Origin of the sequence: Pseudomonas quercus (assembly GCF_012033695.1) — a bacterium.
Lineage (GTDB): Bacteria > Pseudomonadota > Gammaproteobacteria > Pseudomonadales > Pseudomonadaceae > Aquipseudomonas > Aquipseudomonas quercus.
The window spans coordinates 210,566-223,518 of sequence record NZ_JAAVJI010000004.1 but is presented as its reverse complement, the minus strand read 5'-3'; the positions used below and the strand labels follow the sequence as shown (position 1 = coordinate 223,518).

The following is a 12,953-nucleotide window of genomic DNA, read 5'->3' as shown; positions in this document are numbered from 1 at the left end:
AGGCGCGCTCGATCGAAGCCAGCCTTAGGCCGCGCTGCCTTTCAACTCGGCGGCGATTTTCATCACGCTGTCGGCGTACTGGCTCGCGTGAATAGGCCGGTTGTAGTCATCTAACCCAGCTACCCCAGCCTGTTTCCAGTTAGGCCCGCCGTTATAGGCCGCCAGCTTATCCTGGTCGCTGCCTTTCAAGCGGCTCATGATCACGGCGGCCATTTCTACTTGGTCCGCCTGGCTGCCATGGTTGTACTCATGCCCTGCCTGCTCACGAAATGCTTGAGCATTGTCCGCACGGGTACCTTCCTGCACCTGCATCACACCATCCTTGCCACTGGCTCCGTTCAAGTCAGTACCAAACTGGCTCTCCTGCTTGGCCTGTGCGGCCAATATGTAAGGATCAACCCCATGCTTGTTTCCCGCAGCTACACAGTCCTGCCATAAATCCTGGGGCATGCCCTGGGGCGCGTTGCCGGCACTGGCAGTGGAATCTACGCCACCGGTACTGCCGGTGCCGCCCGCTTGGCCTACTGGCTCACCACCCCCGCTGCCGCCACCCGCAGGGGCACCACTGGGCTCTGCACTTGAAGGTGCCTGTGGCGCTACGGCCTGTTTGTTGGACAACGGGGCTATCGCGCCATTGCCAGAGGAGGATTTATCACCCTTGCCTTTGTTGCCATCTGTGCTGCCCATCATCTGGTTGAGCATGTCGATCAGCTTTTGCAGCAACGACATGATCTCGGCCTGCAGTCCACCGCTTGCTGCTTCCTGGCCACCCTGTGTATCGGACGTGGGGTTAGCCTGCAGCGCACGCTTTTCACTGGGCGAGGAAAAGTCCACCTCTTTGTTGCCCACGGCACCAAAGGAGAGGCCCTGTCCCGTACCTTGCTGCCCCGCCCCTTGGGACAAAGGCTTTTCGGAAAACGATGGGTCTGGCTGTAAAAGAAAACTCGTAGGGTTGGGGTTAAGGCTATTGATGGGTAGGTTCATGGCAGTCTCCGGTCACCGCGCTGTAGGCCAAACACTGGGTGGTAGCAGGGGGGGTTCCGGTTCCCTGGCAGGCGTCCCCTTGCACCTACATTGCCCTTGGAAGTTACGCTTCGTACGAAATCGCGAACTTGGCCTGTTGATTATCGGGTACCTACCCTGCAGCAGGTTCCCGGCCTCCGCCTTCGGCTGCGGTCGGTCCCACAGCATAGACTGAGCTCGCCGATCAGGCTCATGGCGGGTTGCGGCCCTTTGCCTACAACCTGGGCGGCCCAAGCAAGCGCCCCGTGCAACTAAACCGCCTTTGTACCCAGCAACCGCACGCCCAACCCTACGAACAAGGCACCCGTCGCCCGCTTGAACCACAGGCTCCAGCGGCTAGCGCGCAGTGTGCCGTTCAAACGGTAGGCGCTGTAGCAATACACCGAATGCACCAGCATTACCGTGGCCGCAATAGTGAGGTACATGACCGCGAACTGCGCCCACAGTGGCCGGTCGTGCGCCACAAACTGTGGGAGAAAGGCGCAGAAGAAGATGAGGGTTTTAGGGTTGGTTGCTGATACGAAAAACGCCTGTACAGCGATCCGCCAGCGGGCGGCTGGCAAGGTGTGCCCTGCAGGCGTTGCAGGCAAGGCTGGGCGCTCACGGGCAAACACTTGCCGTACCCCCAGGTAGATCAAGTAGCCTGCGCCTAACACTTTCAACGCTAGAAATGCCATGGGTAGGGCCAGCAGCAGCGCCCCTACCCCCGCGGCCACGGCACTGACCACCAGCAATTGCGCGGCAAGGTTGCCCATGAACGTAGCGCCCATGCCGGCAGGCCCATGCCGAAGCGTGTTCCTTACAACCAACAACACGTTGGGCCCAGGCGTGAGGGTAGTCGCCAGATAGGCCAGAGCAAACGTGAACCACAGGTGAAGTGCCATACAACGCTCCTTGTCAACGCAATGGGTAAACCCGCCCTTCAGTTACTCGCCCACTCCACCACATTCACGTCTTTGCCCACGTAGATACGCATCAGGTCCTTGCCTAACAGAATATGCCCCTCAGGCCAAGCCTTCAGGGCACGGGCGACCAAGGCCTCGTCGGCGTTGGTTTCGTCCTGCGGGCCGGGCCGGGAGATGTGGGAGAACACGGCCAGCTTGGGCTGTGCCTTGGCAAACACCTCGCCGGCCTGTTCGGGTGAGGTGTGATGGGCAACGCTAGGCTTGGCCCAGTCTTCGGTCAGGTGGTGCGTGGACACTGCGCCCACCTCGTGCACCAATACATCGGCACCCTTGGCGTTCTCGCTCACCTTTGGGTCATAACGGGTATCGCCCGACAGGGCCACCGTATGCCCGTTGTACTGCACCTTGTACCCATAGCTGGGCTTGACAAATTCCCCGTGGTTGACCTCGAACGCGGTCACCTTCACGCCTTTATGCTCATACACCACACCGGCATGGTGGAAGGTATGGGCCGTAATATGCTCGGCGTCAGCCTTTACACCGTTTTCATCGTGGCGGATGCGCAGGTCAGCGGTGAACATCATTTCCATGCCTTCCACGACGTTGTCCAGGCCAGGCGGGCCGTAGAGTTCAAAAGGCGTCGCGCGGCGGTTCTGCACGGTAGGGAGAAAGCCCGTGGCCCACAGGTCGGGCAGCCCGTTGATGTGGTCCGAGCGGTACTGCGTAATGAACGTGGCGTTCACCTTACCCAAGGGTATGCCCAGTTGAGCCAGGCGGATGGTGTTGCCACGGCCTGCATCGAACACCAGGTTCAAGCCATTGGCCTGCACCAGCGTAGAGTAACCAAAGCGGTTCGGGTCCAGGGTGGGCGAGCCGGTGCCCAGCAAGGTGACCACCAGGCTGGCTTCTTTGGCCAAGGCCTCGGTATTGGCCGGGGTGTCAGCGTGTGCAACGGTACCGGCCAGCAGCGCGGTGATTAAGCAGGCAACCTGCGAGCGGTGTTTCATGGCGAATGGCGCGTCCCTTCAGAATGATCAGGCCTATGGGCGACAGCACGCTACCGCCCCACTCTCGAACACAAAAGTATAATTTTCTTCGCCCAACCGCTGATTTATTTATCCACCCACAGCCGTTTCAGTTCCCACGGCTGGCGCGCATGAAGTCCGCCCACTTGCGCACCAGGTAATTGTGTTCGTCCATCACCGCATTCCACACGCCAATGTGTCCCATACGCTGGGCATAGGTACCACCCTCCCGTACCTCGCCTGGCTCGATCAGCGGTTGGCCATCGCTGCCAGGCAGCGCCTGGGCAGCGGGCTTGCCGTCATACCAGTAGTCCCATTCGGCGGGCGTGAGGTGGTCCCGTGCACGGGGCGGGTTGGAAATATAGAAACCTTGCCGCGCCATTACCGCACCCGGCCAACCGGCCAGCCACCAGTTGAGGTAGGCGTAGGCGGCATCTTTGACCCGCCCTTCCAGGCAGCGGGACAGCGACAGGCCGCCAAACCAGGCCCGGTACCCTTCCTGAGGAACGGCCAGGCGGTAGTGCAAGCCTGCCCGGTGCAGTTGCATCAAGGTGGGTGACCACAGGCTCTGGATATGAATATCCGGCCCCAGCATCAGCTCCCCCGCCTCACGGTCATCCGACCAGAAGGCCGCGAAGTGCCCTTGGCGCTGGCACGCGATCAGGCAGCGGGCCAAGGTGTCGATTTCTTCCAGGCGCAGGTTGCCCAGGTTGTGGAACTGCGCCAGCCCACTGGCCTGCACGGCCAAGGCGGCATCCAATGCACCAATGGCTGCATCGCTTTGCAGGGCAGCATGGCCACACCACCCTTTGGCCAGCAGCCAGGCCCAGCTTTCCGGCTGGTTCGCCAGAGACGCTGGCAGGTGCTCGGGCCGGTACGCAAAGCTGTCGGCGTTATGGGTCAGGGGCAGCATGCTGATGAAGTCGCTACGGCGGCTGCCCAGGCTGCCATCGTGCTGCACATACAGGCGGTCGCACGGCAGGCTGCCTTGTGCCAGGCGATCATCAGGGCGCAGACGGCCCAGCTTGGGCAGGTCGTTGATCTCGTCCCACAGTGCTACCCGGCGGGTGTCGATAGGCTGAATAGCCCGGGCGGGCCACACGAAATCCACGTTGTGAAACCATTGGTCGTAGAGGTCGTAGCTCTGTGGCTGCATCACGGCAATGCGCTGGGCCGCCTGCATGTCGTGGATCTGGTACTCCAGCCGAATCCCCAACTCCTCTTCGGCACGTTGCCGAATGGGCTCCAGCAACGTGACGGACGTGCCCAGTACCCGCAGTGTGATGGGTTCACTCATGCCGCGTGCCCGATGTCACCCAAAAAGGCGCGGAAGGATCGACGCAATTGCGCCGTATCCAGGTCTCGCACAATAAAAACCAGCCTCGATTGCCGCTTGCCCTCGGGCCAGGCACGCAGGTGAACCGGGGCATGCAGGCAATGCTGCACGCCGTGGATAACGATCGGCTGGGGAGAATCAATCACGTCGAGCAGGCCCTTGACCCGGAGAATGCGTTCGCCATGGCATCTTAACAGCATCGACAACCACACCCCAAAAGCCACCCAGTCCAAGGGCTGGTCGAAGGCCAGGCAGCACACCTCGGCATTGCCATGACGGCTGGCGTTTACCGACGAAAACAGCTGCCAGCCGGCAACTTCTTGTTCCGGGTGGGCGCCGCGCAGGCCTTCCCCCAACAGCAACGTATCGCCGGCGGTGATGTCTTGAACCAGGGCCTGGCTGGCAGACGGGTTGAGCGCGCGAAGCCGCGCTCGCACCTGGTCGAGGACCGCCTCCGGCACTCGGTCGGCCTTGCTCAGCAGCAAGCGGTCCGCCGCCGTGACCTGGCCCAGCCATTCCGGGTGCAGCCGCTGCTGCAACTCGGCCTGCTCAGCGTCTACCACCGTCACCAACAGGCCCAGGTGATACCGGCCTCGCAACTGGGTGTCACGCAGCAACGTGGCCAGAATGGGGGCTGGGTCTGCCAGGCCGGTGGTTTCCAGCAACACCCGCTTGAAGGCCGGCACCTCGCCGCGCTCGCGGCGGGCGTAAAGGTCCAGCAGGGCCTGGCGCAGGTCGCCATTGACGGTGCAGCACACGCAGCCCCCTGGTAGCAGCACCGTGCCTGGCGCCACCTCCTCCACCAGCCAGTGGTCGATGCCCACGTCCCCGAACTCATTGATCAGCAGCGCACTGTCGCCCAGGGTTTCTCCAGCCAGCAAACGGTTCAGCAAAGTGGTTTTGCCACTGCCTAGAAACCCTGTAATCACGCTGATCGGCAGGCTCATGGCCGAGCTTCCAGGGCGTCCAGAATACGCGGATCGAGGGGGTCTAACGGGCGAGCGATCAGCGTTTCAGCCTGCTGCCAGAGTTCATCCAGCCCTGTGGCCAGCGCTTGGCGACCCGTAGCGCCCTGCAGCAGATAAGACGCCCCTTGCACGTCGCTGATGGTCAACCGGAAAGGCGCTACCACCCGGTTGATGGCCGCGATCCGCCGCAGCCGCTCCCGCCGCCGAGGCAGGCTGTTACCCAAGGGGTCGCTCCAATGGCCGTCTTCCCCGATCAAGCCGCATAGCCCACACATGTTTCTCCCCTCCCCTTACGGCATCACATCGCCAGAATTGGGCCCCAGCGTCTGCCCCACGAACAGGTTACCGCCAGGCTCCGACGCCAGCAGCACCGCCACAGGGGCCACTTCATCGGCGCGGCCGAAGCGGCCTAGGGGCAGTTCCTTGGCCTTGGCGGTTTTCCAGGCCTGGCTGATACCGTCCACCAGTGCCGTTTCAATAGGGCCTGGGGCGAGGGCGTTGACCAATACGTTATGGGCGCTTACTTCCAGCGCCAAGGATTTGGTGAAGCCGATAACGCCAGCTTTGGCCGCCGCGTAATGGCACAGCTCGGCGCCGCCTTTGATGCCTAGCTGGGAAGCCACGTTGATGATCCGGCCCCACCGCTGGGCCAGCATGTGGGGCAGCGCCCGCTGGCTGGCGATAAACACGCTGGTGAGGTCTACCCGCAGCATGTCGTCCCACATCTGCTGGGTAAGGTCTACGCAGGGTGCCTGGGTCAGCATGCCGGCGTTGTTCACCAGAATGTCGATACCGCCGAAGGCCTGTACGCAGGCATCCACACCGGCCTGGGCGCCTTCGCGTGTGCCTACATCGGCCACTGACTCCACCACCTGTGCGCCGAGTTCTAGGCACTGGATGGAAACCGCTGAAAGCTGTGCGGCGTTGCGGTCGCACAGCACCAGGTGGGCACCGGCCTGGGCATAGGCGTGGGCAATGGCGGCTCCGATACCACTGGCGGCGCCGGTAATCACGGCGCGGCGTTCGTGCAAGGGGTTCATGGGGCCTCCTTATTCTGGCCAGCGTACGGTCAAACCACCGTCCACAATAATGCTTTGCCCGGTGATGTAGCTGGCCAGGTCGCTGGTGAGAAAGCGCACCAGTTCGGCCACTTCACTGGCCTTGCCCACGCGGCCCAGGGGGATGGCGCGTGCAGCCTGGGCCAGCCCTTCAGGCCCGAGAGAGTTCTTGGCGTCCAGCGATTGCGGGGTTTCGATCAGGCCGGGAATCACCGCATTGCAGCGGATACCCTGGCTGGCCAGTTCCACGGCCAGCGAGCGGCACAGGCCAGGCACGCCCGCCTTGGCGGCCGCGTAGTGGCTGTGGTCCTGCCAGCCATAGACACCGCCGGCAATGGACGAAATGGCCACCAGTGCCCCGCTTCCGTTCATGTGGCGCACGGCACTGCGGAAGGTACGCATCACCCCGGTAAGGTCCACGTCCAGCATGGCGTGCCAGGCCTCGTCGGTCATCTCCAACAAGGGCGCACGGCGCAGCAGCCCCGCATTGGCCACGGCATAATCCAGCCGGCCAAAACGTTCCACTGCCGCGGCAGCCAACGCGTCCAGGGAGGCGCCGTCGGTCACGTCCGCCGGTAGCAGCAGGCATTGCCCGCCGGCGGCTTCCACCAGCTGGCGGGTATCGTCAGGGTTGTGGGGGTCGCCAGGGAAATAGCCGCCAGCCACATGAATGCCATGCCGTGCGTAGGCCACGGCCAAGGCCTGGCCAATGCCGCTGGCGGCACCGGTGATCAAGGCTACAGGTTGGGCAGAGGTCATCAACGGTCTCCAATCATTTGATATGGGTAGGGTCCACGTGGCGTGCGGCCCACATCACCACGCCAGACAGGAAGCACGGCAAGGCGCCGAACCACAGGGCCGCACTGTGCCAATCGCCGCCTGCCGACAGCACCCCCGTAATGCCCAGGCCAGCCAGGATCGCCCCCACGGGGCCCATGGCATGCACGATGGCGCCGCCCGTGGCGCGAATGCTGGTGGGGAAGCTTTCGCCCATGAAAAACAACATGGCGGAATAGGGGCCGGTGAGGAAGAACAGCCCCAGGCTGTACAGGGCGACCACAATGCCCAATTGGCTAGGCGCCTGGACCATGGCGAAGAAGCTCACGCCGCCCAGCATCCAGCCGATGGCCACCGTGTTACGCCGGCCAATGCGGTCCCCCAGCCAGCCATGGAACAGGTAGCCGATAAAGCCCACCAGGTTGGACAGCACCAGAATCCACAGGGAATTCTCGAACGACAGGCCATGCACGCTTACGATTACCGACGTACCCAGTACGCTGAACACCTGGATCGCTGACCAGTTCAGCAAAATGGCCAGGCTCAGCACCAGGGTTGGGCGCAGGGCTGCGCCTCGGAAGGCTGCCGCCACCCCAGCCTTGGCGTGGTCCTCGTAATCCACGCTGTGGGCCTGGGCCAGGGCACGCGCCTGCGCGTCCTGGCCGCTTTTGCGCAGCGCACCGATACGCTGGTGTACCTGGAACTGTGGGCTTTCCTTGAGCTTACGCGCCAGTACCGCAATCACGAACGCGGGCACAGCGGCAAATACGAAACACCCCTGCCAGCCAATGTGAGGCAGTAGCAAGGCGGTAAGGCCCGCCGCAATAAGCGCGCCCACCGGCCAGCCGCTTTGCACCAGGCTGTAGATAAAGCCACGGCGTTTGACCAGGCGGGGGTCCTCGGACGCTGCATAGATCTCGGTGAGGTAGGTAGCGTTTACCCCCTCCTCCGCATACCCCAGGCCTGCCACAGAGCGCACGCCGATCAACGCCCCCTTGCCCATGCCCGCGCACACCGCTGTCAACGCCGAACACAGGGCCGCGCCGCCAATGGTGAACATGATGCCGCCACGGCGGCCGATACGGTCGACCAGTGGCCCGATGGCAAACGCCACCACCGCACCGCCCACGGCCACCCAGGTGGCGATTTCCGCTTGTTCAGCCTGGCTCCAGCTGAAATGCCCACCCATCACTGGCAGCAGCGTGCCGAACAGGATGAAGTCGTATACGGCAAATACCCAGGCAAAGAACGCGATCCAGGTGGCGTATACCACGTCCTTGGTCGCCAGGGGGACTGGCGCCCAATCATTGGGCGTTGGTGTGTGCAGCGGCGTGCGCAGCGGCGTTGCGATTGGCGTCGTCATGGCGGTGGTCTCGCAGGTAAGGGATCAGCGTTGCCGTGGCTGGCGGGCGATGAAGTCGTCAGCGATCTCATCCATGGTCACGAACCGCACCCCTTCATGGCCGCGAATGTATTCGATCAACCGCTCCAGCATCAGCAGCACCTGCGGGCGGCCGGAGACGTCGGGGTGAATGGTGATGGGGAACACGGCATAGTCCATTTCCCGGTACACCCAGTCGAACTGGTCCCGCCACATCACTTCGATGTCCCGCGGGTTGACGAAGCCGTGGCTGTTAGGGGCCTTCTTGATGAACATCATCGGTGGCAGGTCATCCAGGTACCAGTTGGCCGGAATCTCCACCAGGTCGGTTTCCTGGCCACGCACCAAGGGCTTCATCCAGGTATCGGGGTGAGCGCTGTAGTCGATCTTGGTCCAGCTGTCCTTCACCCGAACGTAATACGGGGTGAAGTCGTTGTGCATGAGGCTGTGGTCGTACTTGATGCCTTTTTTAAGCAACAGCTCGTTGGTTACGTTGCTGAATTCCCACCAAGGCGCCACATAGCCGGTGGGGCGTTTCCCAGCTAGCTGGGTAATCAGCTCGATGGCTTTGTCCAGCACCACCTCTTCCTGCTCCGGCGTCATGGCAATAGGGTTTTCGTGGCTGTAGCCGTGAATGCCAATCTCGTGGCCTGCCTCTGCCACGGCCTTCATCTGCGCGGGGAAAGTTTCGGCCGAATGCCCTGGGATGAACCAGGTAGTGCGCAGTTGGTATTTGTCGAACAGCTTGAGCAGGCGTGGCGACCCCACTTCCCCCGCGAACAGCCCGCGGGAGATATCGTCGGGTGAATCCTCTCCCCCATAAGAGCCCAGCCAGCCTGCCACGGCATCCACATCCACGCCGATGGACACCAGAATTTCTTTAGCCATTGTGTTGTTCCTCCAGGTTGTCAGGGATCAAGCGCCGCGCACCAGGGCCTCAGCGGCCAGCGCAGCCCGTAACAGGTAACAATCGTTTCCACTGGGCGCCGACAGCAGCACACTGGTGGCCAGCCCCTCGGCGTCTGTGCCGCTGGGCAAAGCAATGCCGGGCATGTCCAACAGGCTGCCGGGCATGGTCAACCGCAAGGTGGCCAGGTTAGTGCGCGCAAACAGTTCTGGGTCCGCCTCCAGCGGCTTGAGCAGGGGCGCCACGTGGGCCACGGTCGGGGTGACCAGCAACGCACCGTCCAATTGTTCAGCGAGCTGCTGGCGCAGGTCGTCGGCGGCCTGGTACAGCGCCACTTGGGTGCTGGCCGGAAAGGCGCGGGCGGCTTCCAACCGCGTGCGTACACGGGGGTCCAGCTGTTCGGCCAGCGGGCTGTCCAGCAGCGGCTGGTGCAGGGCGAAGGCCTCGGCACTGCCCAGCCAGCCACGGGTTTCAATCAAGCTCAAGGCTGTGGCGAACGCCGGCACAGGGCGCTCGTCGATCACCGCACCGGCCTGCGCCAGGCGCTCTACGGCCGCCAGCAGGTTAGTGCGCACGGCGTGCTGAATACGGGTATCGGCCAGCAGTTGCGGGTCCAGCCGCAGCCGCAAACCGGCCAGCGGCAGCGGCCGGGTAATGGCGTCCCCGCCTAATAACTGGTCCACGCACACCACATCGCGCACGCTGCGGCCTATAGGCCCCAGTGCATCAAGGGAGCGCGCCAAGGGGAACACACCGGTGAAGGCGTAACGGCGGCGGCTGCTGCGATAGCCCACCAGCCCATTGAGGGCAGCGGGGATACGAATGGAGCCGGCGGTGTCCGTGCCCATGGCCAGCGGCACGGCCCCGGCCGCCACTGCGATGGCAGACCCTGAGGATGAGCCGCCAGGCGCCCGCGCCTCTGCGTAGGCAGGGTTGATAGGCGTACCAAAATGCGGGTTGAGGCCAAGCCCTGAATAAGCGAGTTCGCTCAGGTTGGTTTTGCCAAGGCTGACCAGCCCGGCCCGGGCCAGAGCATTGACCAAGGTCGCATCCTGGGTAGCAGCGGCACGCAAGCGATAGGCCTGAGCGCCTGCCGTGGTCACAGTGCCTGCCAGGTCAAACAGGTCCTTCCAGGCCATGGGCACACCGTCGAGGGGAGACACCGGCTCACCGGCTTCCCAACGCGCCTTGGACGCTTCCGCTTCACGCCACGCACGGGCTGGCGTCAGTGTGATGAACGCAGCAGGCACCGTGTCGGCCTGAGCCAATGCTGCGCCCAGGGCGCGCACGGGGTCATCCGTACCCGCTTGAAAGGCTGCGGCAAGGGCATGTGCATCCTGGAACATGGCCACTCCTAAAAATGTATTCATTAATAATTTGTACGTTTTATGCGACGCAGTGTTCGTGCCAACCGCACGCTGCCAGTCTCCAATGCTTGAAGATTGCCTAGTAAGCGTGCCCTAGAGCGCCTCGCTTGTTAGGATCCACGAATGTACTATTTTATAAATGATCCATTACTGGGCATTCCTGTAACACGTGCACTGCCAGGTATCACGGGTGTGTTACGGCCACCCACTGCTGAGCGGTGCAGGCTGTGAGAGAATCAACCGCTGCCGCACACTGGACCGAGCCCATGCCCACCGCTGTCACCCCAGACCGTTCCGCTTCCCGCTATGAAATGATCCGCGATACCTTGCGCAGCGCCATCCTCAAAGGCGTAGCCGTGCCGGGCCTGGTGCTGGTAGAGGCACCCTTGGCGCAGTTGTTTGGAACCAGCCGGGTGCCTGTACGCCAGGCCCTCACCCTGTTGCACGAGGAAGGGTTGATTCAGCGGTTTGAGGGGCGAGGCTATGTGATCGGCGGCCCAGGGCAAGAAGCACCGCCCTGCCGCCTGCCGCTGACCCGGGCGTTGCTGGGCTTGGAGCCCTTGCAGCACCTGATCGATACCCGCGCATTGGGCGAACGGGTCTACGATACGTTGGCCAGGGCTGTGACCCATGTGATGGTGTTCGGGCATTACCGTATCGACGAGCAGCACGCAGCCGAAACCCTTCACGTGAGCCGCAGTGTGGTCCGTGAAGCCTTGATGCGGCTGCGTGACCGCGGCTTGGTGGAAAAGGAACCCTACGCGCACTGGCTGGCGGGGCCGCTTACGGCCCATGCCATCACCGAAGACTACGAACTGCGCGGGCTGCTGGAGCCCGATGCCCTGCGCCAGCGCGCCAGTGCCGTACCACGCACCGAACTGCAGGCCATGCTCACGCGCATTACCACGGCGCAGCAGGCCGGTGCTGGGGTAACACGCGCGGCGATCGAGCACATCGAACAGGACCTGCACGTGACGTGCCTGGCCGGCCTGCCCAACGCACGCATGGCCGCCATCATCGGCCAGTGTCAGATCCCCATGAGCATCGGCCGGGTGCTGCACGAGGCGCTTCACACCAGCATGGACGACGCCATGCTGAACGAGCACCGGCTGGTATTCGAATCACTGCTGCACGGTACGGTGGAATCCGCCGCGCTCAGCCTGCGCGAACACCTGCTGCGCGCGCGGGAACGTACGCTACAGCGCCTCAAGGTCTTATCCGTACTGCCCGAGCCCGCTTTGCCTGGCTATATGCAGCGGCTTGCGTGATCAGCGCAGGGGTCGCTGGGCCAGGCATTGGCTGACTAACGCGCAGATGTCGCTCAGCGACCAGGGTTTGGCTACAAAAGTGGCATTGGGCGGGAGGTCAACTGTCTGCCGCAGGCTGAAACCGCTAGTGACGATCACTTGCAGCTCCGGGCGATGATGGTAGGCCCAGGCGGCCAGCTCCCACCCTGAGGTACGGCCGGGCGTCACTACGTCGGTGATCAACAGGTCCAGTTCCGCGTGGGCCATCATGGCGTCAACGCCCTCATCCGCCGTCCGGGCGGTGTGGACGACGGCGCCCATGTCTGCAATCACTTCAGCCAACAGGTCCCGAAGGATCATGTCGTCTTCCACAATGAGGATAACGGGGGGTTGCGTAGGTGGTGTAAGGGCTAGATGCACCATGAGTACACGAGTCTCGTCATCAGGTCATCCTACGACAACGCTTCGGCGTTATCCTTCCCACCTGTTCGACGAAATAGCAGGTTTGTACAGCTTTAGGCTACTTTCCAGCCCGGCCTGGGCTTTTGGGTACAAGGCTTTAGCCATGTGCAACCCTCCTTCAGGAGCCGAAATCCGTGGCGTCCATCAAGCGGCCGTCTACCAGGGGCAACTTTTTCAACAGCGCATGCGAGCCTTTGCGCTGAAGCTCGTTGATGGCATGCAGGATGATGACCTGAAACAGGTCTCGGTTCTGGTATTGCCACGGCTCTATGTCCCGGACCGCGGTAGCATTTATGACCGGGTCCGTCAGCACCACGTGCATTACCCGTTCCCTGAACTCCACGGCCGTCTCCAATGGAGGGCTAAGTGCAGCCAAGGCCCTTTTCAAGTCTTCCATTCTCAAAACCTCGTCTGCAGCGGCACTGAGTGGCCCAACCCTGTGATCACAAGGGTTGAGCACCTTTCACGAGATATTTGACAACGAGAAGCCCGGAGGG

Annotated in this window: 14 protein-coding genes; 1 reads left to right on the top strand and 13 read right to left on the bottom strand. The window is 62.7% G+C overall.

Annotated features, from left to right (window positions below; translation table 11 throughout):
- Positions 1 to 24 precede the first annotated feature (24 nt).
- The 11 genes from HBH25_RS09820 to HBH25_RS09770 all read right to left on the bottom strand — a co-directional run bounded on the left by HBH25_RS09820 (position 25) and on the right by HBH25_RS09770 (position 10,726).
- Positions 25 to 984, bottom strand: a complete 960-nt coding sequence (locus tag HBH25_RS09820; protein WP_168083729.1) for a transglycosylase SLT domain-containing protein — start codon at positions 982 to 984, stop codon at positions 25 to 27.
- Positions 985 to 1,274: 290 nt separating this feature from the next.
- Positions 1,275 to 1,907 carry a LysE family translocator gene (locus tag HBH25_RS09815; protein WP_168083728.1) on the bottom strand — a complete coding sequence of 211 codons (633 nt, stop codon included), beginning with the start codon at positions 1,905 to 1,907 and terminating at the stop codon, positions 1,275 to 1,277.
- Between the two features lie 38 nt (positions 1,908 to 1,945).
- Positions 1,946 to 2,935: an MBL fold metallo-hydrolase gene (locus HBH25_RS09810; protein ID WP_168083727.1), complete on the bottom strand. Its 990-nt coding sequence runs from the start codon at positions 2,933 to 2,935 to the stop codon at positions 1,946 to 1,948.
- 127 nt (positions 2,936 to 3,062) lie between these two features.
- Complete coding sequence (locus HBH25_RS09805; RefSeq protein WP_168083726.1) at positions 3,063 to 4,250, bottom strand: ABC transporter substrate-binding protein; 1,188 nt, start codon at positions 4,248 to 4,250, stop codon at positions 3,063 to 3,065.
- Positions 4,247 to 5,236, bottom strand: a complete 990-nt coding sequence (locus HBH25_RS09800; RefSeq protein ID WP_168083725.1) for a CobW family GTP-binding protein — start codon at positions 5,234 to 5,236, stop codon at positions 4,247 to 4,249. The genes HBH25_RS09805 and HBH25_RS09800 overlap by 4 nt, the downstream gene beginning before the upstream one ends.
- Positions 5,233 to 5,532 carry a hypothetical protein gene (locus HBH25_RS09795; protein WP_168083724.1) on the bottom strand — a complete coding sequence of 100 codons (300 nt, stop codon included), beginning with the start codon at positions 5,530 to 5,532 and terminating at the stop codon, positions 5,233 to 5,235. Before HBH25_RS09795 ends, HBH25_RS09800 begins: the two co-directional genes overlap by 4 nt.
- A gap of 15 nt (positions 5,533 to 5,547) precedes the next feature.
- Positions 5,548 to 6,297 (bottom strand): SDR family NAD(P)-dependent oxidoreductase, encoded by a 750-nt coding sequence (locus HBH25_RS09790; protein ID WP_168083723.1) that lies wholly within the window; start codon positions 6,295 to 6,297, stop codon positions 5,548 to 5,550.
- Between the two features lie 9 nt (positions 6,298 to 6,306).
- Positions 6,307 to 7,074 carry an SDR family NAD(P)-dependent oxidoreductase gene (locus HBH25_RS09785; protein WP_168083722.1) on the bottom strand — a complete coding sequence of 256 codons (768 nt, stop codon included), beginning with the start codon at positions 7,072 to 7,074 and terminating at the stop codon, positions 6,307 to 6,309.
- Positions 7,075 to 7,087: 13 nt separating this feature from the next.
- A complete protein-coding gene (locus HBH25_RS09780) occupies positions 7,088 to 8,455 on the bottom strand; it encodes an MFS transporter (RefSeq protein WP_168083721.1) in 1,368 nt (455 codons plus the stop codon).
- A gap of 24 nt (positions 8,456 to 8,479) precedes the next feature.
- Positions 8,480 to 9,361, bottom strand: coding sequence for a polysaccharide deacetylase family protein (locus HBH25_RS09775; RefSeq protein WP_168083720.1), 882 nt, complete (start codon positions 9,359 to 9,361; stop codon positions 8,480 to 8,482).
- Between the two features lie 27 nt (positions 9,362 to 9,388).
- Complete coding sequence (locus tag HBH25_RS09770; protein ID WP_168083719.1) at positions 9,389 to 10,726, bottom strand: amidase; 1,338 nt, start codon at positions 10,724 to 10,726, stop codon at positions 9,389 to 9,391.
- Between the two features lie 287 nt (positions 10,727 to 11,013).
- On the opposite strand from HBH25_RS09770, the gene HBH25_RS09765 reads away from it, so the two are divergent.
- Positions 11,014 to 12,015: a GntR family transcriptional regulator gene (locus HBH25_RS09765; protein WP_168083718.1), complete on the top strand. Its 1,002-nt coding sequence runs from the start codon at positions 11,014 to 11,016 to the stop codon at positions 12,013 to 12,015.
- Here the strand turns inward: HBH25_RS09765 and HBH25_RS09760 are convergent, their stop codons facing one another.
- Both HBH25_RS09760 and HBH25_RS09755 read right to left on the bottom strand, forming a co-directional pair.
- A complete protein-coding gene (locus HBH25_RS09760) occupies positions 12,016 to 12,417 on the bottom strand; it encodes a response regulator (protein ID WP_267874374.1) in 402 nt (133 codons plus the stop codon).
- Between the two features lie 157 nt (positions 12,418 to 12,574).
- Positions 12,575 to 12,853 carry a hypothetical protein gene (locus HBH25_RS09755; RefSeq protein WP_168083716.1) on the bottom strand — a complete coding sequence of 93 codons (279 nt, stop codon included), beginning with the start codon at positions 12,851 to 12,853 and terminating at the stop codon, positions 12,575 to 12,577.
- Between the last annotated feature and the right edge of the window lie 100 nt (positions 12,854 to 12,953).